Annotated in this window: 22 protein-coding genes and 1 other RNA gene; 8 read left to right on the top strand and 15 right to left on the bottom strand. The window is 62.9% G+C overall.

Annotated features, from left to right (window positions below; genetic code table 11):
- Nucleotides 1-131: 131 nt before the first annotated feature.
- Nucleotides 132-1,934 (bottom strand): ABC transporter transmembrane domain-containing protein, encoded by a 1,803-nt coding sequence (locus tag CO670_RS12700; protein ID WP_097590557.1) that lies wholly within the window; start codon nt 1,932-1,934, stop codon nt 132-134.
- A 192-nt stretch (nt 1,935-2,126) separates the two neighbouring features.
- Here CO670_RS12700 and rpmE point away from each other — a divergent pair, with 192 nt between their 5' ends.
- Complete coding sequence (rpmE, locus tag CO670_RS12695; protein WP_003566413.1) at nt 2,127-2,348, top strand: 50S ribosomal protein L31; 222 nt, start codon at nt 2,127-2,129, stop codon at nt 2,346-2,348.
- Nucleotides 2,349-2,490: 142 nt separating this feature from the next.
- On the opposite strand, the gene CO670_RS12690 is transcribed toward rpmE, so the two are convergent.
- From CO670_RS12690 to CO670_RS12680, 3 genes are all read right to left on the bottom strand, one after another.
- The gene (locus CO670_RS12690; protein ID WP_097590556.1) at nt 2,491-3,006 is read right to left on the bottom strand and encodes a DUF1465 family protein; all 516 of its coding nucleotides are present in this window, start codon (nt 3,004-3,006) and stop codon (nt 2,491-2,493) included.
- Between the two features lie 497 nt (nt 3,007-3,503).
- Complete coding sequence (locus tag CO670_RS12685; protein WP_088677935.1) at nt 3,504-3,695, bottom strand: DUF1192 domain-containing protein; 192 nt, start codon at nt 3,693-3,695, stop codon at nt 3,504-3,506.
- An 83-nt stretch (nt 3,696-3,778) separates the two neighbouring features.
- Complete coding sequence (locus CO670_RS12680; RefSeq protein ID WP_097590555.1) at nt 3,779-5,062, bottom strand: MFS transporter; 1,284 nt, start codon at nt 5,060-5,062, stop codon at nt 3,779-3,781.
- Nucleotides 5,063-5,235: 173 nt separating this feature from the next.
- Between CO670_RS12680 and CO670_RS32930 the strand changes: the two genes are divergently transcribed.
- A complete protein-coding gene (locus tag CO670_RS32930; RefSeq protein WP_088677937.1) occupies nt 5,236-5,400 on the top strand; it encodes a hypothetical protein in 165 nt (54 codons plus the stop codon).
- Nucleotides 5,401-5,422: 22 nt separating this feature from the next.
- On the opposite strand, the gene CO670_RS12670 is transcribed toward CO670_RS32930, so the two are convergent.
- The 8 genes from CO670_RS12670 to tkt all read right to left on the bottom strand — a co-directional run bounded on the left by CO670_RS12670 (nt 5,423) and on the right by tkt (nt 15,096).
- On the bottom strand, nt 5,423-6,346 hold the full coding sequence (locus CO670_RS12670) for a PhzF family phenazine biosynthesis protein (RefSeq protein WP_097590554.1): 924 nt from the start codon (nt 6,344-6,346) through the stop codon (nt 5,423-5,425).
- Nucleotides 6,347-6,486: 140 nt separating this feature from the next.
- Nucleotides 6,487-7,509, bottom strand: a complete 1,023-nt coding sequence (locus CO670_RS12665; RefSeq protein ID WP_097590553.1) for a class I fructose-bisphosphate aldolase — start codon at nt 7,507-7,509, stop codon at nt 6,487-6,489.
- A gap of 224 nt (nt 7,510-7,733) precedes the next feature.
- On the bottom strand, nt 7,734-8,933 hold the full coding sequence (locus tag CO670_RS12660; protein ID WP_176538930.1) for a phosphoglycerate kinase: 1,200 nt from the start codon (nt 8,931-8,933) through the stop codon (nt 7,734-7,736).
- A gap of 70 nt (nt 8,934-9,003) precedes the next feature.
- Nucleotides 9,004-10,878: a potassium/proton antiporter gene (locus CO670_RS12655; RefSeq protein ID WP_097590551.1), complete on the bottom strand. Its 1,875-nt coding sequence runs from the start codon at nt 10,876-10,878 to the stop codon at nt 9,004-9,006.
- A gap of 377 nt (nt 10,879-11,255) precedes the next feature.
- On the bottom strand, nt 11,256-11,432 hold the full coding sequence (locus CO670_RS32925; RefSeq protein ID WP_176538929.1) for a hypothetical protein: 177 nt from the start codon (nt 11,430-11,432) through the stop codon (nt 11,256-11,258).
- Between the two features lie 142 nt (nt 11,433-11,574).
- Nucleotides 11,575-11,889: a hypothetical protein gene (locus tag CO670_RS12650; protein WP_097590550.1), complete on the bottom strand. Its 315-nt coding sequence runs from the start codon at nt 11,887-11,889 to the stop codon at nt 11,575-11,577.
- A gap of 142 nt (nt 11,890-12,031) precedes the next feature.
- Complete coding sequence (gene gap, locus CO670_RS12645; RefSeq protein WP_097590592.1) at nt 12,032-13,042, bottom strand: type I glyceraldehyde-3-phosphate dehydrogenase; 1,011 nt, start codon at nt 13,040-13,042, stop codon at nt 12,032-12,034.
- An 80-nt stretch (nt 13,043-13,122) separates the two neighbouring features.
- Nucleotides 13,123-15,096: a transketolase gene (tkt, locus tag CO670_RS12640; RefSeq protein ID WP_097590549.1), complete on the bottom strand. Its 1,974-nt coding sequence runs from the start codon at nt 15,094-15,096 to the stop codon at nt 13,123-13,125.
- A gap of 331 nt (nt 15,097-15,427) precedes the next feature.
- On the opposite strand from tkt, the gene CO670_RS12635 reads away from it, so the two are divergent.
- The 3 genes from CO670_RS12635 (at nt 15,428) to ssrS (ending at nt 16,432) form a co-directional block, all read left to right on the top strand.
- Complete coding sequence (locus tag CO670_RS12635; RefSeq protein ID WP_088677944.1) at nt 15,428-15,703, top strand: DUF4164 domain-containing protein; 276 nt, start codon at nt 15,428-15,430, stop codon at nt 15,701-15,703.
- 128 nt (nt 15,704-15,831) lie between these two features.
- Nucleotides 15,832-16,209: a cell division protein ZapA gene (locus tag CO670_RS12630; protein ID WP_088686446.1), complete on the top strand. Its 378-nt coding sequence runs from the start codon at nt 15,832-15,834 to the stop codon at nt 16,207-16,209.
- A gap of 64 nt (nt 16,210-16,273) precedes the next feature.
- Nucleotides 16,274-16,432, top strand: a non-coding RNA gene (ssrS, locus tag CO670_RS12625) — 6S RNA.
- 81 nt (nt 16,433-16,513) lie between these two features.
- On the opposite strand, the gene CO670_RS12620 is transcribed toward ssrS, so the two are convergent.
- From CO670_RS12620 to CO670_RS12610, 3 genes are all read right to left on the bottom strand, one after another.
- On the bottom strand, nt 16,514-17,497 hold the full coding sequence (locus tag CO670_RS12620) for an NAD(P)-dependent oxidoreductase (protein WP_097590548.1): 984 nt from the start codon (nt 17,495-17,497) through the stop codon (nt 16,514-16,516).
- Nucleotides 17,498-17,595: 98 nt separating this feature from the next.
- Nucleotides 17,596-18,132: a helix-turn-helix transcriptional regulator gene (locus CO670_RS12615; RefSeq protein ID WP_097590547.1), complete on the bottom strand. Its 537-nt coding sequence runs from the start codon at nt 18,130-18,132 to the stop codon at nt 17,596-17,598.
- A 60-nt stretch (nt 18,133-18,192) separates the two neighbouring features.
- On the bottom strand, nt 18,193-18,525 hold the full coding sequence (locus CO670_RS12610) for a metalloregulator ArsR/SmtB family transcription factor (RefSeq protein WP_097590546.1): 333 nt from the start codon (nt 18,523-18,525) through the stop codon (nt 18,193-18,195).
- A gap of 55 nt (nt 18,526-18,580) precedes the next feature.
- Here CO670_RS12610 and CO670_RS12605 point away from each other — a divergent pair, with 55 nt between their 5' ends.
- From CO670_RS12605 to CO670_RS12595, 3 genes are all read left to right on the top strand, one after another.
- Nucleotides 18,581-19,063, top strand: coding sequence for an SRPBCC domain-containing protein (locus tag CO670_RS12605; RefSeq protein WP_097590545.1), 483 nt, complete (start codon nt 18,581-18,583; stop codon nt 19,061-19,063).
- Between the two features lie 104 nt (nt 19,064-19,167).
- Entirely contained in the window at nt 19,168-20,199 is a 1,032-nt protein-coding gene (gnd, locus tag CO670_RS12600) for a phosphogluconate dehydrogenase (NAD(+)-dependent, decarboxylating) (protein WP_088677950.1), read from the top strand.
- Nucleotides 20,200-20,408: 209 nt separating this feature from the next.
- On the top strand, nt 20,409-22,520 hold the full coding sequence (locus CO670_RS12595; protein WP_097590544.1) for a mechanosensitive ion channel family protein: 2,112 nt from the start codon (nt 20,409-20,411) through the stop codon (nt 22,518-22,520).
- Nucleotides 22,521-22,522: the final 2 nt, after the last annotated feature.

Raw genomic sequence — 22,522 nt, 5'->3', positions numbered from 1 at the left:
TCCTCCCAGGAATTTCAACAGCAATATCCCCACCCGGGGCATGAAGAGGGTAGGGCAGGAGGCGCGAAAGGCAACCGCGGCAAGGGTGCGGCGGCATGAAACTTTAGTCGCTGTCGACGAGCCAACGCCGGCTATTTCGCGGCGGCGAGCACGTCCTCATGGGCGGCATCGAATTGAAGCCGGGCCAGCCGCGCATAGATGCCGCCGTGGCGGATCAGGCTCTGGTGCGTGCCTTCCTCGGCGATGCGGCCCTGGTCCATGACGAGGATGCGGTCGGCCTTCAGCACGGTTGCCAGCCGGTGAGCGATGACGAGCGTCGTGCGGCCGTCCACTAGGCCGTCGAGCGCCTTCTGCACCAGCGTCTCGCTTTCGGCGTCGAGAGCGGAAGTCGCCTCGTCGAGCAGCAGCACGGGCGCATTCTTCAGGATGGCGCGGGCGATGGCGATGCGCTGGCGCTGGCCGCCGGAGAGCGTCACGCCGCGCTCGCCGACTTCGGTCTCGTAGCCCCGGTCCAGCCGGGCAATGAATTCGTCTGCCTGGGCGGCCATGGCTGCAGCGCGGACCTCGTCACGGGAGGCGCCGGGGCGGCCGAAGGCGATATTGTCGTGGATCGAGGCGGCGAAGATGGTGACGTCCTGCGGCACGATGGCGATGCGCTGGCGCAGTTCGTCAGGCGTCGTCAGCCGCGCGTCGACGCCGTCGATCTTCACGCTGCCCTGCTGCGGATCGTAGAAGCGCAGCAGCAGCGAGAAGACGGTGCTCTTGCCGGCGCCGGACGGGCCGACGATGGCAACCGTCTCGCCCGGCGCAATTGCGAAGCTCAAGCCGTGCAGCGCCGATCTGTCGGGGCGGGAGGGATAGGCGAAATGCACGCCGGCAAATTCGACGTGGCCACGGCCGGGCGAAGGAAGGGCTTCCGGGTTGGCGGGCGCTGCGATCGGCGAGACTTCATCGAGAAGTTCGGTCAGCCGGTCGGCCGCGCCTGCCGCCTGGGAAAGTTCGCCCCAGACTTCCGACAGGGCGCCCAGCGAACCGGCCGAGATGACGGCATAAAGCAGGAACTGGCCGAGCGTGCCGGCCGAGAGCGTGCCGGCAAGCACGCTGTGGGCGCCGACCCAGAGCACGGCGACGACGCTGCCGAAGATCAGCGTGATGGCGATGCCGGTCAGCAGCGCGCGGGAGCGGATGGCGGCGCGGGCGGCGTCATAGGCGGATTCGACGGCGGTGCCGTAGCGGACCTCTGCGGCATGCTCGCCGTTGAAGGCCTGCACGGTGCGGGTCGCGGCGACCGTCTCGTTGGCGAAGGCCGAAGCTTCGGCAAGCGTATCCTGAGCGGCGCGGGACCGCTTGCGCACCGAACGGCCGAAGGCGACGAGCGGGAAGACGATCAGCGGGATCGCCCCGATGACGAGGCTCGAAAGCTTCGGCGAGGTGACGATCATCATGCCCATGGCGCCGAGACAGAGGATGAGGTTCCTGAGCGCCACAGAGGCGGTGGCGCCGACGGCGGACTTGATCTGCGTCGTATCGGCAGTCAGCCTCGAGACGATCTCGCCGGACTGGTTGACGTCGAAGAAGGAGGGCGACAGCCGCGTCACATGGGCAAAGACATCGCGGCGGAGATCGGCGACGATGCGCTCGCCGATGGTGATGACGAAATAGTAGCGCAGCGCGCTTGCGACAGCGAGCACGATGGCCATGACCATCAGCATGCCGAAGTAGCTGTTGATGAAGCTGCCGTCGGACCGGGTGAAGCCGTGATCGATCATGCGGCGTACGGCAAGCGGCAGCGTCAGCGAGGTGATGGCGGCAAGCGCCAGCGAAATCAGCGCGCCCGCCACCAGGCCGCGATAACGCATGACGTAAGGCGTCAGCCGCCCAAGCGGCCGCAGCGACCGCCTCTTGTTTTCCTCAGCCCTTGCCTGTTCTGCCAAATCGTCTCCGTTCGCCCGCAGGACCAGCGTAATGCGGCCTGTTGGCTCTTGTTATCGCGGCGTCCTTCATGTATAGGCACCGCATCCTAATGGGAAGCCGTAGCCATCCGACTGCGGCTTCATTTATTCAAACGGTTCGTTGGCCGCAACTGCATGCGGCAAAATGAACTCCGGTATCGCAGGAAGATTGTTATGAAGGCAGGCATCCATCCCGACTATCACATGATCAAGGTAGTCATGACCGATGGCACCGAATACGAAACCCGCTCGACCTGGGGTTCGGAAGGCGCTGTCATGAACCTCGAAATCGATTCCAAGTCGCATCCGGCCTGGACCGGCGGCAACCAGCAGCTCATGGACCGCGGCGGCCGCGTTTCCAAGTTCAACAAGCGCTTCGGCGGCCTCGGACTCTAATCGCTTCTGCCCGACTGAATTCGAAAAGAGCCCGGTTCTGCCGGGCTTTTTTGCGTTTGTGTAATACCGGTTCTCGCGGGCAAATAAAAAACCGGCCGCGCGATGGCGCAGCCGGTTTTTGTTTGAAAGTCTGTCAGATCGATCAGTTGTTGCCGAAGGCCGTCTGCAGCAGGGAAAGCTGAGCCTGGACGCTGTTCTGATTGTCGGGAACGATCAAGGCTTCCGACGGGCGGTAGATTTCGCGATCGAGCAGGGCGATGCGGTTCTGCAGGCGCAGCGAACGCTCGACGAGATCGCGGAAGGATTCCGGCAGATCGCCCCAGCCCGGTGCGGCGCGATCGACGTTGAAGCCGTCGAGGCGAACCTTGTTCTTCTCGGCCAGCACCTGGTCGCGAGACATTTCGCCGTTGTTGACGGCGCGCTGCAGCAGCAGCCAGGAGGCCATCTGCATCAGGCGGGTGGTAAGGCGCATCGATTCCGCGGCGTAGAGAACGGAGGCCATGCGCGGCAGAACCTTGGAGGCTGCGCGGCCCTGGCCGTCGAGATAGGCGGCGGTTTCTTCAACCAGCGACATGCCTTCCGCATAGAGTGCCTTGAACTGCGAAGATGCAGCGGCGCGGCCTGCAAAACTGATCGTGTTCACTCCAACTTCCGACATCGCAATAGTCCCTGTTGCACGCAGCTACTTATGTTCAGGTAACGCCGGCGCCGTGGGAAAAGTTTCCGGGCCGGTCTTTATGTCTTTAAGAATGGTATCATTAGCGCAATTGCGCAAGCCGTTTCTTAAGAAAGGGTTAATCTCCACAGTTTCGTGGAAAGGCGCGGCCATAGCAAAAAGAAGAGCCGCAAAAGCGGCTCTCAAGGTAAAACAGGGAGAAAAATCAGACCAATTCACCGCTTGGAAAACTGTCTGAGAATCCAGAGAAAATCTGGATGAGTACAGTAATATCTTAGAAAGCTTAATAATTTATTAACATTGTACCGAATTAAGACTTGAGGCCAGCTCATTTTTGCTATCCAGCCCATTGTTTTTTCAATGGGTTTCGGCGGGCCAGGCGGATCGCGATCCTTAAGAATCGCTCAGGCCCGCGCCTCAGGTCGATGGTTGCAGGATGCCGCAGCCGGCAAAATCGCCACGCGCTTTTGCCGGCAGGCTCAGGAGCGGAAGAAGCTTTCCGCCGCCTGCCGGCCGGACGCCTTGCGGGCGGCCTCGGCTTCGAGCCGGGCGATCTCCGTCTTCAACAATTCCACCCGCGCCTTCAGTTCATCCACCGAAAGCAGGGAGAGATCGGCGCCGATCTCATGGGCGGCTTTCTTTTGCGGCCGGTCGTCATCGATGAAGCTCATGGTTCCTCCTCCGTTGCGAAAGTTCGGCGATACGGATTCCGAATTTAGGCCGGTGCGGCCTGAATTCATCCGTATCGGTTGTTTTATCCGAACTTTACAGCAGGATCGCCGCTTTCGGGAGACTTGCTGCCGGTGCCGCGGTCTGCCAGCGACATGCTTTGCGGTGTCAGCATCGGCGACGTGCCGGTCGGGATCGTCGTGTAGGCGTCACGGTCGCTCGCCGGCACAGCGGCGCGGATGCGGCTTCTGATGATGGCGTAAACGGTGATCAGCAGGTGGGCGATGGCGGTAACGAGGAAGAGCGCATGCGGACTGATTACCGACATGACCGGGCCGCCGATCGTCGGGCCGATCACCGTGCCGACGCCGTAGAGCAGCAGCAGGCCGCCGGAGACCTTGACGAAATCCTCTGCCGCCGCGAAGTCGTTCGCATGGGCGACGGCGATCGGATAGAGCGTGTTGGCGACCGCGCCATAGAGAACGACGAGCCCGATCAGCAGGACGGCGGACGTCGGATGCAGCAGGAAGATCAGCAGGCCGGCCAGCGCCGCGATCGCCGACATGGCGGCGAGCACGTAGCGCCGGTCGATCCGGTCGGAAAGGCGGCCCGCCGGCAGCTGCATCAGGGCGCCGGCGAAGATGGTGGCGCTCATCATCACGGCGATGCTGGTGTCTGAAAGACCGGCGCCGGCGCCGAAGACGGCGCCGAGCGTGCCGTAGGCGCCGTTGGCGATGCCGACGAGCAGGATGCCGAGGCAGGAGACCGGCGAGTTGCGATAGAGCGCCGGCAGGTCGAGGCGCACCGCCTTCAACGGCTGCGGCGAGGCGGCGGTCGACAGCGTCGTCGGCAGCATGGCGATGCAATAGAAGATGCCGCAGATCATGAAGAGCACCGGCGTGCGCACATCTTCGAGCGGGATCATCATCTGGCCGCCGACGACGCCGATCAGCGTGATGCCGATATAAAGCGAGAAGATCGCGCCGCGGCTCTCATTGCTCGCCCGCTCGTTCAGCCAGCTTTCGATGATCATCGAGGTGCCGGCGGTGGAGAAGCCGGTTACGGCGCGCAGAACCACCCACCAGAACGGGTCGATGATGATGCCGCTGACCAGCGCGATGATGGCGATGATCGAGATGAAGCCGGAGAAGGCTCTGACATGGCCGACGCGGCGCACCAGTTTCGGCGCCACCAGGCAGCCGATGACGAAGCCGCCGGCCCATGAGGTGCCGAGCAGGCCGAGCGTCGTCGTCGCGTAGCCCTCGATATTGCCGCGCACCGGAAGCAGGATGCCCTGCAGACCGTTGCCCATGAAAAGGAAGAGCGTGCCAAAGAGCAGCGCGGCGACGGACAGCAGGTTTCTCTTCATTTCCCCGACTCAGGTCTTAAGCGATTTGACAAGACATAAGGCAAGAGCAGCGTCAGCCCAGCCTCAAGATGATTGATTGTGCCCCGGAATGCCGTTACGGCGTGTAGCGGTCCTCTTGTTCGCGCGGAAAAATGTCTGTCCTGTGGCATTCCGAAAAACGGAAAAAATAAAGCATGACAAAGCTGATAGCCTTGCTGCTCATCCTTGCCATGGCGATACAGGTGATCAAGCCGATCGGGCTTCCCGGCTTCAGGCGCCGGATGGATTTCTGGAAGATCGCGCTGATCGCCTTCGGCATATGGTCGGTGGCGCTGCTGTCGCGCGATTTCCTGATGTAGGCCCGGGCTCAGCCCGGGCGTGTCAGTCCCGCAGGGTGATTTCTCCGCGCATGACGGAAACGCAGCCTCCCGAGATGACGACATCGGTGACGATGCCGCCGGACTTCTTGACATCCAGCGCGATGATGCTGCGGCGGCCCATCTCGACGCCCTGTTCGATGGTGATGCGGACCTGCATGTCAGTCTGCGGCGCAAGCGAGACGAGATAGGCGCCGAGGGCGGCAGAAGCACTGCCCGTCGCCGGGTCCTCGGGCACGTTGTCGAGCGGCGCGAACATGCGGGCGCGAATGGTCCACGGATCCTCGGGGGTCCTGACATAGACGAAAAGCGAGAAGTCATGGCCGCTGGTCGTCTGGCGGCCGGCCGCCGCCTGGAAGCCGGCGAGGTTCGGGCGGGCTGCGGCGAGCGTCTCCAGCCCGTTCAGTTCGGCGACGGCGAAGTTGAGACCAACGGACGCAAAGACCGGGGCGTGCGTGGTCGTGACGACGGCGCCGGGGTCGATCGAGACACAGCGTGCGACGGTTTCCCTCGCGATGGTGTCGCCGATCGTCAGCGGCTGCGGCGCGCGGATGGCTGCACTCGCGACTTTTCCGTCGCTGCGTTGCAGAACGACCTCGACGAGGCCGGCCTTTTCTTCGAAACGCAGTGTATCGCCGACCGCTTTGCCGAAGAGCTCAGCCCGCTGGCCGAGCACATAGGCGGTGCCGACATTTGGATGGCCGGCGAAGGGTATTTCCATCGTCGGGGTGAAGATGCGCACGCGGGCGGAATTCTCAGGGTCATCAGGCGGCAGCACGAAGGTGACTTCGGAATAGTTGAACTCGGTGGCGATCTTCTGCATTGCCGCGTCGGTGAGGCCGCGCGCATCCGATATGACGGCAAGCGGATTGCCTTCGAAACGCGTGGAGGTGAAGACATCGACGGTGATGTAGGAGATGGTATCCATAGCGGCTCCTGTTGCAGCGGCCGTTATGAATAATCACGATTTTTGGCGGGGCGAAGCGGTTTCTTGTCGCCGAGACAATACGGAAGGGGCAGCAACTTGCGTTGCCGCCCCTTCCTCATTCCATTCGAGCCTATCTGAAATCAGGCGGCCTTTTCCAGGTCCTTCTTCCAGTTGCCGGTGGCGGCGAGGCTGTTCATCTCGGCGCGGTGGGTGAATTCGCGCTGGCCGGCGGCGACGTTCTCCGGCTTGCCGTTCCAGGCCTTGAGCGCGCTGTCCTGCAGGGCGCGGCCATAGGAGAAGGTGACGAGCCAGGGCAGGTCATGGCCGTTGATCGCGGAGAGGTGGGCAGTCGCTTCTTCCGTGGTCTGGCCGCCGGAGAGGAAGGCGATGCCGGGAACGGCGGAGGGAACCGTGCGCTTCAGCACCTGGACGGTGCGCTCGGCAACCTCGGAGACGGAGGCCTTGCGGGCGTTCTTGCCGTCGATCACCATGTTTGGCTTCAGGATCATGCCTTCGAGGCTGACGCGGGCTTCGGCCAGCTCCTCGAAAACCATGCGCAGCGTGGATTCGGTGACTTCGGCGCAGCGGTCGATATTATGATCGCCCGGCTTGCCGTCCATCAGGCATTCCGGCTCGACGATCGGAACGATCTTGGCTTCCTGGCAGAGAGCCGCATAGCGGGCGAGCGCCTGAGCGTTGGCGCGGACCGAACCGCGGGTCGGCAGCGACGAGGAGATGGCGATCACGCCGCGCCACTTGGCGAAGCGGGCACCGGCTTCATAATATTTGGCAAGGCGTTCGCCGAGGCCATCGAGGCCTTCGGTGATGGTTTCGCCGGGGAATTTGGCCATCGGCTTGGCGCCGGTATCGACCTTGATGCCGGGAATGCTGCCGGCAGCGCGGATGATGTCGACGAAGGGCGTGCCATCGGCGGCCTTCTGGAAAAGCGTCTCTTCGAAAAGGATGACGCCGGAGATATATTTCTTCATCGCCTCGTCGGAGCGAAAGAGCATCTCGCGATAGTCGCGGCGGCTCGTTTCGGTCGATTCGAGGTTGATCGTGTCGAAACGCTTTTTGATGGTGGAGGTCGATTCATCGGCCGCAAGCAGTCCCCGGCCGCCCGCAACCATCTGCACTGCAATGTCTTCCAGTCGTTCGCTCATCTCGTTCTCTCCACAGCGTTAAACATCGGCGGTTTAAGAATATAGGACGGCGATAACAGAAGTTTATAGTGAGGAAAATGGAAGCCTAAGTCATTGAAACGATTGAAATCAATTCAATCGTTTGAAAATTTGGGATTTTTTCCACCCCTTGAGCAAAAGACCGCGGAAGGCTCGTCGCCGCCGCGGTCTATCCACATGTAAAACCTGTCAAATCCGCCCGGCGGTTATCTCGCGTTGAGGACTGCGACGCCGGGAAGCTCCTTGCCTTCCATCCATTCCAGGAAAGCGCCGCCGGCGGTCGAGACATAGCTGAACTCGTCGGCAACGCCGGCATGGTTCAGCGCCGAGACGGTATCGCCGCCGCCGGCAACGGAGATGAGCTTGCCGGCCGCGGTGCGCTCGGCGGCGTATTTCGCAGCGGCGACCGTCGCAGCATCGAAGGGCTCGATCTCGAAGGCGCCGAGCGGGCCGTTCCAGACGAGGGTTGCGGCGCGTTCGATCCAGGCATTGATGGCCTGGACGGATTTCGGGCCGACGTCGAGCACCATGGCATCGGCGGGAATGGCGTTGATGTCGACCGTCTCGTTGGCCGCACCCGCCTTGAATTCGCGGGCGACGACGCCGTCTTCCGGCAGGATGATGGCGCAGCCTGATGTCGCGGCCTCGATCATGATCTGCTTGGCGGTCTCGGCGAGATCATGTTCGCAAAGCGACTTGCCGACATTGGTGCCGCGGGCGGCGATGAAGGTGTTGGCCATGCCGCCGCCGATGACGAGTGCATCGACCTTCTTCACGAGGTTCATCAAGAGGTCGATCTTGGTCGAGACCTTGGCGCCGCCGACGATGGCGACGACGGGGCGGGCGGGATTGCCGAGGCCGCTTTCCAACGCTTCCAGCTCGGCCTGCATGGTGCGGCCGGCATGGGCCGGCAGGTGATGGGCGAGGCCTTCGGTGGAAGCATGGGCGCGGTGGGCGGCGGAGAAGGCGTCGTTGACATAGATATCGCCATTGGCGGCAAGCGCCTTGATGAAATCGGGGTCGTTCTTTTCCTCGCCCTTGTGGAAACGGGTATTCTCCATCAGCAGGATATCGCCGTCATTCATCGCGGCGACGGCGGAGGCGGCGGCCTCGCCGATGCAGTCGGAAGCCGTCAGCACGGCATGATCGAGCACTTCCTCGACCGAAGGGGCGATCAGCGACAGCGACAGATCAGGCGACGGACCATCCTTCGGCCGGCCGAAATGGGCAAGCAGGATCACCTTGGCGCCCTTGTCCGACAGTTCGAGGATCGTCGGCGCCACGCGCTCGATGCGTGTCGTATCGGTGACCTTGCCGTCCTTGACGGGAACGTTGAGGTCGACGCGGACGAGAACGCGCTTGCCGCTGATATCGGAAAGATCGTCGAGGGTCTTGAAAGAAGGCATGGGGAAGATCCAGTCTTGGTTGGCGGAAGTCGCGCAGACCATAGCAAGGATCATTCGAGACGCAAGGCGTTCAGCGGCCGTTTTCGCGTGTGGCTTCCTCGCGTCCGGCCGATGCTTTCGGCGCGGTTTCGGAGGCCGCGGCTTCGCGGTTCCGGCGTCCCTTCAGCCGGTCGCGGATGCGCTGGATGATGTCCTTGAGATTGATGAAGATCGGCAGCGTGATCGCCGGTTCGACCGCCTCGAGCGACATGCCGACGGAGGTGATGTGGTCGTGCTCGTCGAGATCGCGGACGATGAGGATGATCGAACCGAGACGGACGCGGTCGGCATAATCGGCCTTGCCGCCGAGGCGCTGGCGCATCAGTTCGGCGATCGTCAGGCCCTTTTCGGATTCATTGAGCAGGCCGGGACCGTAAGCCGCATCGAGATCGGCGGCCGGGCGGGCGGGCGAGAGCGCGAAGGCGCCGAAGAATTCGGCATCGTCCTCATCGACCGGCGCGCGGCTGGCGAAGAGCCGGTCGAGCAGGCGGGAATAGCTCGGCACGATGAAGAGATAGACGAGATCGTTCTCGCGCAGCCGCCCGGCATATTGGTAGCGCATCGACTTGCCGTCGCGGATGACGAGCGAGGGTGTGGCCCAGCGCGGAATGCGCTCGCCGCGCAGCACCGGGCTGTCCTTGATGACGCGGTAGGAAAGCAGTTCGTGGTTGGCAGCACCCGGCAGATCGACCTCGACCTTGTCGACGGCGCCGATGCGCGGGGGAATGATCAGGCCGAGTTTCTTGGCGACCGGTTTGATCGTCCAGCCCTGGACGAGCAGGGAAACCAGCACGATGATGAAGGCGGTGTTGAAATAGATCTGGCCGTTTTCCAGCCCGCCGAGGATCGGCATGATGGCCAGCAGGATGGAGACGGCGCCGCGCAGACCGACCCAGGCGACGAAACCGATTTCCTGCTGCGTGTAATCGAATGGGAGGAGCGACAGCCAGATCGCCAGCGGCCGGGCGACGAAGATCAGGAAGAGGGCGAGCAGGATCGCCGGCACGATGATGACGGGGAATTGCGACGGTGTGGCGAGCAGGCCGAGCACCAGGAACATGATGATCTGCGCCAGCCAGGTCATGCCGTCCTGGAAGCGTTTGATGGTGCCGATCGCCTGCATCTTGCGATTTCCGGCATAGATGCCGGCGACATAGACGGCGAGGAAGCCGCTGCCGCCGACCGTGCCGGCAAAGGAGAAGACGAGCAGGGCGAGCGCCAGCACGAAGATCGGCGTCAGGCCGCGATCGGTATCGAGCTTGCTGACGATCAGCACGATCATCATGCCGCCGAGCAGGCCGAGAATGACGCCGAGCCCCATCTGCTGCACGAACATGGCGAGCATGCCGATATTGATGCCGTGGTAACGCTCGCCGCTCGCCAGCACTTCGACAAGGGCGATGGTGAGGAAGATCGCCATCGGATCGTTGGTGCCGGATTCGACTTCGAGCGTCGAGCGCACCTTGTCGCGGATGTTGATGCCGCCGATGCGCAAAAGGAAGAAGACGGCTGCGGCATCCGTCGAGGCGACGATCGAGCCGAGCAGCAGGCCTTCGAGCCAGGTGAAGTTCAGCAGCCACATGGCGGCGACGGCAAAGAGCGAGGCGGTGATCAGCACGCCGACCGAGGCGAGCGTGAGAGAGGGCACGGCCGCCAGCCGGAAAGCCTGCATCGGCGTGCCGAAGCCGGAATCGAACAGGATGACGGCAAGGGCGATGGAGCCGAGGATATAGGCCAGATAATTGTTGCTGAATTCGATGCCGAGGCCGTCGACGCCGGCGGCGAGGCCGATCATCAGGAAGAGCAGCAGCAGCGGGGCGCCGAAGCGGAAGGCGAGCAGGCTCGAAAAAGCGGCAAGAAGCACGAGCGCCGTCGCGACCAGCACCACGATATAGAACGCTTCCATGCCCGCCCCTTTCCATCGACTGCTTCGCGGATGCGGCCACCCCTGGCCGATCCGTCTATTCCACCCTCCACCACGCGCGCCGGTCCATCAGTAAACGGCAAAACGGCAGAGAAGGGTAGGCCTTGCGGCTTAACCTCGTCTCGTGCTGCATCATGCTGCTGAACGGCTGCCGGACGGCCACCGACACGGAAATGCTACGGGAGAAACTCTCTACAAAGAATGTATAAGAAAATCAGGCAAGAGCAGGGCGAAAGACGGGAAGAGCGATTTTTACTGCCGGTATCTCGATGCGGCGACAGGATAAGGCACGCTCCTGCGTTATTCGCCTTGTCCGATGACGGGGGAAGGGATTGCAGCCGCGGATTGGGCGACTGCTATCAAAACACGGCCTGAAGTATGATGACGGCGAGAAACGCAATGCCGATGACCGCGGCAACCCGTATGACCAGACGATCAGCCCTTGCCAGCACGGCAGGTCTGACGTCGCGCTTCCGGTGAAACCGCTGCCGCCGCTTGAGGGTCGTGTGGGGCGAACGTTTTTGCGCCTCTGTCATTTATCGCCTCCGCCTGGATCATTGCAGCGTCAATCTATCACGCTTGGCCAGCGGATTGCCAACCGTGATTCCATCCTTGCAGCCACACCGAGCCCGTCGCTTCGGGCGGCTTTCAAAACCGGAAGACGCTACGGAGCGACGGTCAGTCTTCGGTATCCTCGCCATCGTCGGTCAGATCCTCGACCGGAACCAGGAAAACGACGAATTCGTCGTCGATGGTCCTTTGCGGATCATCGTCGAATTCATAGGCGTGCTCGACTTCGCTGGCTTCCTCGGCGGTCGCCTTGCGCAGGCTGAGCGCGGCCTTGCGGTCCCACAGGGGCTTGCCTTCGGATTCCAGGATGGTCAGGTCGTCGCGAAAATCTTCCGCCTCGAAGAAATGCGTCGCTTCCTCATGGTTTTTCGAGCGAAAGCTGGCAATGGCGCGGCCGGCAATCTCAACGGTAAAGTAATCCATCCATCTCTCCCTATCTCCCCGGCCGCCGATGCGGTTCAGGGCTTGGTGCACCATAGCAGGTTTCGCGACCGATCCGGCGCGACGCCTATAACAAAACGGCCCGGTTTCCCGGGCCGTCTGCAATCAGTCGTTCGTCAGGCTCTCAGATGAGCTTGGCAAAGGCAACGGCCGTGTCCGACATGCGGCTGGAGAAGCCCCACTCGTTGTCGTACCAGGACAGGACGCGCACGAAGTTGCCTTCCATGACCTTCGTCTGATCGGTCGCGAAGATCGAGGAATGGCTGTCGTGGTTGAAGTCGCGGGAGACGAGCGGCTCGTCGGTGTAGCCGAGGATGCCCTTCAGCGCGCCGTTGGAGGCGGCCTTGATGGCTTCGTTGATTTCGCCGACCGTGGTCGCCTTCTTGGAGACGAACTTGAAGTCGACGACCGAAACGTTCGGGGTCGGAACGCGGATCGAGGTACCGTCGAGCTTGCCTTTGAGGTGCGGCAGCACGAGGCCGACGGCCTTGGCGGCGCCCGTCGAGGTCGGGATCATGGACAGGGCGGCTGCGCGGGCGCGATACAGATCCTTGTGCATCGTGTCGAGCGTCGGCTGGTCGCCGGTGTAGGAGTGGATGGTCGTCATGAAGCCGTGGTCGATGCCGACGGCGTCGTCGAGAACCTTCACGACCGGCACCAGGCAGTTGGTGGTGCAGGAAGCGTTGGAGATGACCAAGTGCTCCTTGGTGAGCTGGTCGTGGTTGACGCCGTAGACGACGGTCAGGTCGGCGCCGTCGGCAGGAGCCGAGACGATGACGCGCTTGGCGCCGGCCGTCAGATGGGCGGCGGCCTTGTCGCGGGCGGTGAAGATGCCGGTGCATTCCATCGCAATGTCGACGCCGAGTTCGCGGTGCGGAAGCGTTGCCGGATCCTTGATCGCCGTGACCTTGATCGGCTTGCCGTTGCCGACGACGATCGTGTCACCTTCAACCTTCACGGTTGCCGGGAACTTGCCGTGGATCGAGTCGTAGCGCAGCAGGTGGGCGTTGGTCTCGACCGGGCCGAGATCGTTGATGGCGACGACTTCGATGTCGGTGCGGCCGGATTCGACGATAGCGCGGAGGACGTTACGGCCGATGCGGCCGAAACCATTGATGGCAACCTTGACTGTCATGTTCATTCACTCCCGATGAATAGGGCCCGATAGAGAGGGCCTGGAATTGAGGAGATGGAGAGCGCCTCAAGGCGCTCTCCTTAAAGCTTTGCTTCCGCGGCCGCAACGACGGCGTCGGCGGTGATGCCGAAATGCTTGTAGACGTCCTTGACCGGACCGGAAGCGCCGAAGCCCTTCATGCCGATGAACGTGCCTTCCGGACCGATGAAGGCATCCCAGCCTTCGCGGACGGCGGCTTCGACGGCGATCTTGACCGGCGAGTTGCCGAGCACTTCCTTGCGATAGGCATCCGGCTGCTCGAAGAACAGTTCCGTGCAGGGAACCGATACGACGCGCACCGTCACACCCTTGGCTTCGAGGGCTGCGCGGGCGGCAACGGCGATTTCGACTTCCGAGCCGGAGGCGAAGATGGTCACCTTGGCGTCGGCATTGCCGGCGAGCGTGTAAGCGCCCTGTTCGCAGAGGTTCTTTTCGCTGTATTCGGTGCGGGCCGGGCTGAGGTTCTGGCGCGTCAGGGCAAGGCCCGAAGGACGGTTCTGCGTCTTGATGGCGATCTGCCAGCATTCGGCCGTTTCCGTGGCGTCGGCCGGACGGAAGACCAGCAGGTTCGGGATGGCGCGCAGTCCGGCGAGCTGTTCGACCGGCTGGTGCGTCGGGCCGTCTTCGCCGACGCCGATCGAGTCATGCGTCAGGACGTGGATGACGCGGATGCCCATCAGGGCTGCGAGGCGGATCGGCGGGCGGCAATAATCCGAGAAGATCAGGAAGCCGCCGCTATAGGGAATGAGACCGCCATGCAGGGCGATGCCGTTCATGGCCGAGGCCATGCCGTGCTCGCGGATGCCCCAGTGCACGTAACGGCCGGCGAAATCCGTCGGCGTGATCGAGTGCATCTGGCTGGTCTTGGTGTTGTTGGACGGCGTCAGGTCGGCGGAGCCGCCCAGCGTTTCCGGCACGAAGCCGTTGATGATCTCAAGCGCGTCCTCGGATGCCTTGCGGGTCGCAACCGTCGGCCTGGTCTCGGCGAGCTTCTTCTTATATGCGCTGATCGCGGCATCGAAGCCTTCCGGCAGTTCGCCTGCCATGCGGCGGGAGAATTCCGCCTTGGCCGGCGACTTGGAAAGAGTTTCTTCCCATGCCTTGACGACATTGTCGGAGCGGGTGCCGGCGACGCGCCATGCATCGAGAACGTCGGAGGGGATGACGAAGGGCTCGTATTCCCAGTTCAGCGCCTTGCGGGTGGCGGCGATTTCCTCGGCGCCGAGCGGGCTGCCGTGAACCTTGTGGCTGCCGGCCTTGTTCGGAGCGCCGAAGCCGATGACGGTCTTGCAGGCGATGAAGGTCGGGCGGTCGGACTTGTGGGCGGCTTCGATCGCATCGGCGATGGCGGCCTGATCGTGACCGTCGATCTCGATCGTGTTCCAGTGGACAGCCTTGAAGCGGGCGATCTGGTCGGTCGAATCCGACAGCGAGACGGCGCCGTCGATGGTGATCGAGTTGTTGTCCCAGAAGAGGATCAGCTTGTTCAGCTTCAGGTGGCCGGCAAGCGCGATCGCCTCATGGCTGATGCCTTCCATCAGGCAGCCGTCGCCGTTGATGACGTAGGTATAGTGGTCCTGGAGGTCCGCGCCGAACTCCTCGCGCAGCTTGCGCTCGGCGATCGCCATGCCGACGGCATTGGCGATGCCCTGGCCGAGCGGGCCCGTCGTGGTTTCGATGCCTGTGGCATGGCCGTATTCCGGGTGGCCGGCGGTCTTGGAACCGATCTGGCGGAACTGCTTCAGATCCTCGACCGTCATGTCAGGATAGCCGGTCAAATAGAGCAGCGAATAGAGCAGCATCGAGCCGTGGCCGGCGGAGAGCACGAAGCGGTCACGGTTCGGCCAGTGCGGCTTCTTCGGATCGAACTTCAGATATTTGGTGAACAGGACCGTTGCCACATCGGCCATGCCCATCGGCATGCCCGGGTGGCCGGAATTCGCCTTTTCGACGGCGTCCATGGCGAGAAAACGGATCGCATTCGCCATCCGGTCGTGTTGTTCGGGAGAGGTCATGGCTTTTCCGCAAGCTCCGGGTGTCGGGGGATGGTCTCGAGCCTCCAAGACCATCGAGTGAAAGCGGGTGAGACATACCAGTTAAGACGGGCGAGTCAATAAATGGCGGGCCAAATCCAGGCAGGCTGCGGCATTTTTTGACATTTGATCGCGCCGTTGAACAAATGACAAATCTCCTATGGCGGCCATTGCGAAATCGCTCATCCACAAGTAGGCCGGCCGGCAGATGACGGGATTTATTGACGGGCCATCGGCTAGCTGCATATCCTCTTTGAAATCACAGGGTCGGCGCCGAGGGTCGATTCGCGGGTCCTGCACGGAAGCGGAAGGCATGACGCCCACAGGCAAAACCATGGAAGCAGCGCTCAACGAGCTGAAGCAGGCGATTTCCAGCCTCGAAAACGCCGTCGATATGCGCGTCGAGCGGGAGCGGGATCAGGGCGAGATCGAAGGCGAGGTTCGCCGCGTGCATGCCGACCGTTCCAGGCTGGCGCAGGAGCTCGACCAGGCCGAATTCCGCGCCAACCGGCTGGAAGAGGTCAATCGCGAGGTGTCGCGGCGGCTGGTGACGGCCATGGAAACGATCCGCGCGGTTCTGGATCGCTAGAACAGGATGATCTTAGGCCAAGTTGGCCTAAGATCTGAATCCTGTTCTAAATTGAAGAGTTAGAGCATGATGTCGTCCGAAAACCGCTCACACTTTTCGGCATCATGCTCTGATAGAAAGAATTTAGCATGGCGCAGGTGACGGTAACGATCGACGGCAAGGCCTATCGCATGGCCTGCGAGGAAGGGCAGGAAGACCACCTGACCGATCTCGCTACCCGCTTCGACAGCTATGTCGGCCATCTCAAGGGCCAGTTCGGCGAAATCGGCGATCTCAGGATCACCGTCATGGCCGGCATCATGATCATGGACGAGATCTCCGAGCTGACGCGGCGCATCGCCGGGCTGGAATCCGAGCTGGAGTCACTGCGCAGCAACCGCGACACCGTGCTTGCCGCGACCGCCCGCACCGAGGAAAACCTCGCGGCGGCGCTGAGCGAAGTTTCGAGCCGCATCCGCGGCATCACCGACAAGCTGAACGGCCGCCCGGCGCCGGAACTCAATTGAATTAAATAAAAACGGCCCGCCGTCGCCACTGGCGCGCCGTCGCAAACGACCTTATATATCGCAGTGCGGTCTGCGCCTCTCGACAGGAACCACAATCCCTGGGGCCATACTCGATCCAAAGGGAGCTGTCCCTGTCCGGGCTCGTGGGCCTGGACACACGGTGCCCACCTACGTTTGTAGGCGCCCAGGATCGTAAACATCCATCGGTCGTCGTGGATCGCACTTTCCCTTTCATGTTGGCGAAGAGACGCGGCGATCCGCTTTCGGCAGGATCGTCACGATGCGCTGAAGCCGAAATCCAATGCTAATTCACCGGGTAAGGCCCTTCCGCGAAGACCTCGTTGTGGTAGCCCTTGGAGCCGACATCGCGCGCCAAGGGGCTGCGCCATTCCCTGCCGTCGCGCAGGCAATCGAGCACGAAGGGAAAATCATATCGCGGCTGCCAGCCGAGTTCGCGCCTTGCCCGTTCGTTGACATAGACGCGGTCGAGCGCCGGGAACATCTTCCAGCCGCGTTCGGCATAAAGGGCGCCCGCACCGGGAAAGAGCCGCTCGACGACGGCAGGCGCGTCTTTCCTGAGTTCGGCGAGGTCGCCGTATGAAAACGGTGTCGTGGCGGAGATGATGTAGCGGCCGAAGCCGATTGCCGGCGCCTTCTCGAGCGCCAGCAGATGGGCGCCGACCACGTCGCTGATATCGACGCGGCGATGAAGCAGTTCGTTGGCCTGGGCATTTTCCGCCGAATATCGGTTGCGAATATCGGGATCGTCGTCGTTTTCGGGGAAGAAGCGCGAGGTCCTGAGGATGACGACAGGCAGGCGGGACTTACGGGCGAAGAGCTCCGAGAGGCCTTCGGCGGCGAGCTTCGTCACGCCGTAGATGTTCCTTGCAACGGGAAGCACATCCTCAGTCACCCATGCCGCAGGTTCGCCGGCTGCCGGCGTCAATGCGGCGCCGAAGGCGCTGGTGGTGCTGGTGAAGACGAAGCTTGCAACACCCGCAGCGGCCGCCTCTTCGAGCAGGTTCAGCGTGCCGGCGACATTGGTGTCGAGGAAATCGTGGTTGCCGTGCGTCGCCACATGCGGCTTGTGCAGGGTTGCAGCGTGGATGACGTGGCTGACGCCAGACATGGCCTGCCTGACGAAAGCGCGGTCGCCGATCGAGCCGACCATATCGGTGAAAGCCGAGGGCTTGATGTCGATGCCGCGCGCCCACCGGCTTTGCGCCCTCAGGGTGCGCATCAGCGCCTCGCCTAGATGGCCGGCACTTCCCGTCACCAATATCGTCATCGCCTCGCCTCCTGACCGGTTTTACGGCGGACGCTATAAAGACCGGCGTTTTCGGACAACGCATAAATTATGCATGGGAGTACAGGAAAGCTGCAGGCTCAGCCGATGGCGGTCACGAGCCGGCCGGCGCTGCCGTCGGAAAGCATGATCCGCTCCCAGGTCACGCGGCCGGCGGCGATCGGCAGCAGCTCATTGTCGTTGGCGCCGGTTTCGAGCGTCAGCGACAGGAGCCTGCCGTCATGCCAGCCGCGCTCCTCCAGCGACTGCTCGGCGGCGGTGATTTCGGCAGAGGCGTAGGAGAAAAGCGAGCGGCCGAGAAAGGCGGCGAGCGGTGCGCGCCATTCGGCCTGGCGCGGACGGGAGGCCGACAGCAGCCGGTGGGTGACGTCGCAGATCAGATGCACGGGCCGGACGGAATCCTCGACTAGCCGCTTCAGCGCCGCATCGGCCGCGGCATGTCGCGGCGAGGCGAAAATCCGCTCCAGCTTGAGAGCCTGTTCGGGCGAGAGGGCGAGCTGATCGCGCTCCCAGCGTGAAACGGTCGCCTGGTTTACGCCGAGGAGTTCGCCGAGATGCTGCTGCTTCATGTTGCGCAGCAGCCGCATGCGGCGTATGCCTGTCCCCGATATCGTCATCCCACACTCCAGCTTTTTGCCAGCATAGGGTTGCAGCGGGCCGGGAGGCAAGCCGGTCCGTTACTCCGGCTGGCCTTCGAGGTTGCCTTTCAGCCGGTCGAGAATCGACAGCGCATGGTCGGCATAGGCGCTGATCCAGCGGTCGTAGATGTGCTTGATCGGCAGGCTGTTCAGGTGGTTCCAGCGTTCGCGGCCTTCCTTCCTGGCGATGACCAGATCGGCTTCCTCCAGCACCTTCAAGTGCTGCATCACCGTGCAGCGGTCCATTCCGGGAAACATTTCGCAAAGCGCCCCTGTCGTGCGCGGGCCATCCTTGAGCAGGTCGAGGATCTCGCGGCGGCGATGATGCGCCAGCGCCTTGAAAACCGGGTCGTCGTTCGATTCGCTTGACATGTTATATTTTTATAACATAATGGCGCAAGGAGCAATGGAGAAGAGGAGAAGTACCATGTCTCTCGGAATCCGCGTTTCCGGCCGCATCGGCCGCCCCGTCGCCGACGTGTTCGACGCCGTCGTCAATCCGAAGAAGCTCAGCAGCTATTTCACGACCATCGGCGGGGCGAGCGCGCCGCTCGTCCAGGGCGCCACGGTGACCTGGTGGAAGGATGCGCCGGTGGAGGTCGTCGAGCTCGTGCCCGACAGCCGCATCGTGCTGCGCTGGGACGGCGGCACCGGCGAGGACAAGACGAGCTACAAGACCCTGGTGGAGATGAACTTCAAGCCGCTCGAGGATGGCGGCACGCTGGTGACGATCGCCGAGAACGGCTGGCGCGAGGACGAGGCCGGCCGGCGCGGCACCTATCTCAACTGCGAAGGCTGGACGCAGATGCTCTGCTGCATGAAGGCCTTCGTCGAATACGGCATCAATCTGCGCGAGGGCATGTTCCTCAGCGAGATGAAGGGCGAACCGGCCAGCGCGCCGGACGTCTGACGGACAGGCAGGCGTGGAGGGCGCGCCAGACTTCGCTTGCCTGTCACACTGCGGGTGCTAATTTCCGGAGTCGATACTTCATCTCGGTTTCCAGGAGATTCATTATGCAGCTTGGTATGGTTGGTTTGGGCCGCATGGGCAATTACATGGTCCAGCGGCTGATGCGGGGCGGTCACGAATGCGTCGTCTATGACGCCAGGCCCGAAAGCGTTGCCGAGCTTGCCGGCATGGGCGCGACCGGCAGCGCCTCGCTGGAGGAGTTCGTCTCGAAGCTGAGCCATCCGCGCGCCATCTGGCTGATGCTGCCGGCGGCGATCGTCGACAAGGTGCTGGCGAGCCTGGTGCCGCTGCTGCAGAACGGCGATATCGTCATCGATGGCGGCAACTCCTATTACCACGACGATATCCGCCGCGGCGCCGAGCTCATCACCAAGGGGATCCATTATGTCGACGTCGGCACCAGCGGCGGCGTCTTCGGCCTCGAACGCGGCTATTGCCTGATGATCGGCGGCGAGAAGGGCATCGTCCAGCACCTTTCGCCGATCTTCGCGACGCTCGCGCCCGGCGCCGGCAAGACGGAAGCCTCACCGAACCGCAGCGCCGAAGCGGCTGCGGCGAGCACCGCGGAGCAGGGCTACCTGCATTGCGGCCCGCACGGGGCCGGCCATTTCGTCAAGATGGTGCATAACGGCATCGAATACGGCCTGATGGCGGCCTATGCCGAAGGCCTCAATATCCTGAAACATGCCAATATCGGTGCTGCCTCGCATGAGGCCGATGCGGAAACTGCGCCGCTCGCGCACCCCGAACATTTCCAATACGACTTCAATCTGCAGGACGTTGCCGAAGTCTGGCGCCGCGGCAGCGTCATCACCTCCTGGCTGCTCGATCTCACCGCCGATGCGCTGCATGCCGATCCGGCGCTGGCGAAATACGCGGGCCGGGTCTCCGACAGCGGCGAAGGCCGCTGGACGATCATGGCGGCAATCGACGAAAGCGTGCCGACGCCGGTGCTGAGTGCCGCGCTCTACGGCCGCTTCTCCTCGCGCGACAACGACGAATTCGCCAACAAGGTGCTGTCGGCGATGCGTGCGGGCTTCGGCGGCCACGTGGAGAAGCCGGCTCCGAAATCCTGACTGCCCGGTTTTCACCGCCCGACGAAGCCGTCATCCTGAAACAGCGGGCGCACGCCTGGTTTCAGGGTGGCGGCGACATCGGCCTTTCCTAGCCATCGGTATGGTTTTCCTACCGCTTGCTGGCGGCCACGCCTGCGAGTATCCATTGCTGCAAGGAGAAATGTCGGAACTGCTTCATCCGGGCGGACGGCACTCCATTGAGGGCGGATATGGAACGTGACAGGGCAGGGGTCTTGAAGGCCGCCATATCGGGCGTGCTGGCATTCATGGTGCTTTTGGGTGTGGTTTCATCGGGCTTCGCCCAGACGGCGCAAACGCCGGCCGCATCCGCCCCGCCGCCGGCTCAAGTGCGTGAGATGATGCAGCTCATGCAGACGCCCGAGGTCAAGCAGTGGATGTCGACGCAGATGGCGGCAACGCCTGCGGCCGACACAACGGCCGAGAACCAGATGTCGGTTCTATCCGGCTTGCTGCAGCATTCCCGCCGGCATGTCTCGATGGTCTCCGATGCCGCAATGACGCTGCCCTCGCAGATCGGCAATGCGTCCTCCCTGCTTTTCGGCGAAATCGCCGCCGCCGGCCGAGCGCGCATGACGGCGCAATTCCTGGCGATCTTCCTGCTCGGCGCGATCGTCGAGAGCATCGCCCGCTATGTCTTCCGACGCCGCCGTCGCCGGCTGGCCGCGATGGCGGGCATGCATCTGGCGCCGCGCGTCATCCCGGCGCTGATCTTCGCGGGCGCAACGGTGCTCACGCTTCTCAGCCTCAATTGGCCGCCGCTCAGCCAGAGTATCGCGATCGTCTGCGTCGTCGCGCTCATCGTCCAGCGTTTCACCATCTGCCTCGGCGGCGTGCTGGTCGATCTCATCGGGCTGGCGCGGGCCGATGAAGAGCGGCAGGGCATCGCTGCGCCGACCATGCCGGGGCGGGCCGTCGCACTCTTCTGGTATCGCCGCTGTGCGACCTTCGTCATCTATTTCGCTTTCGGCTGGGCCGTGATCCAGTCGATGATGCCGCTCGGCTATACGCCGAGCGCCCGGCTCGTCGTCGGCTACATCCTCGGCATCGGGTTGCTGTTGATCGCGATCGAGGCGGTCTGGTCACGACCGGACAAGGACGAGAAGCGCGGCCAGGGAATCTCCTGGGCGCTCACCGTCTATTTCCTGCTGCTCTGGGGACTCTGGGTCGCAGGTTTCAACGGGCTGCTCTGGCTCGGCATCTATGTGCTGCTGCTGCCGCGCGTGCTCGCCGTCTCGACGCTTGCGGTGAAATCGCTGCAGCAGACCGAAGCGAGCTTCCTGGCCACGCGCCGCATTGCGACCGTGCTGCTCGACCGCGGCGTGCGTGCGCTGATCATCGCACTGGCGGCCATCTGGCTCGGGCGGATGCTCGGCGTCGGGGCCGACACGATGGCCGCCGGCGACAGGATGCTGGACAAGATCGCGCGTGGGCTCATCGGCGGCATCGTCATCCTGCTGGCGGCCGATCTGCTCTGGCACGTCGTCAAAGCCTATATCGACGGCAAGCTGCTCGATTCACCGCTGGACGGCAGCGAGACGGACGAGGAGAAGGCCAAGCGCGCGCGGATACAGACGCTGCTGCCGATCTTCCGCAATATCCTTGCCGTCGTGATCGCCGTCATCGCCGTGCTGATGGTTCTGTCGGGCCTCGGCATCGAAATCGGGCCGCTGATCGCCGGCGCCGGTGTCGTCGGCGTCGCGGTCGGTTTCGGCGCGCAGACGATCGTCAAGGACGTCATCAGCGGCATGTTCTATCTCTGGGACGATGCCTTCCGCGTCGGCGAATATATCGAAAGCGGCAGCCACAGGGGCGTGGTCGAGGCTTTCAGCCTGCGCTCGGTGAAGCTCAGGCATCATCGCGGACCGCTGACGACCGTGCCCTTCGGCGAACTCGGTGCGGTGAAGAACCTCAACCGCGACTGGACGATCGACAAGATCAGCCTCAACGTCAAATACGACACCGATCTCGTCAAGGCGAAGAAGGTGATCAAGCAGATCGGCCAGACGCTGCTCGAAAATCCGGAATACGGCCCGCATATCATCGAGACGCTGAAGATGAAGGGCGTCGAGCAATTCGGCGAATTCGCGATCGAGATCCGGCTGTCGATGATGACGAAACCCGGCGAGCAATTCGTCATCCGCCGCAACGCGCTGGCGATGATCCGCAATGCCTTCAGGGAAAACGGCATCGAATTCGCGGTGCCGACGGTGCAGGTGGCCGGCGACCGCGACGCGGAGGTGGATGCTGCCGTAGCGCGTTATGCCGCGCAGGCGCGGGCAGGCGGCGAGCCTGCCGCATAAAT

Source organism: Rhizobium sp. J15 (genome assembly GCF_002531825.1).
In the GTDB taxonomy this organism is placed as follows: Bacteria; Pseudomonadota; Alphaproteobacteria; order Rhizobiales; family Rhizobiaceae; genus Rhizobium.
This window is presented reverse-complemented; position numbering and strand designations above follow the sequence as displayed.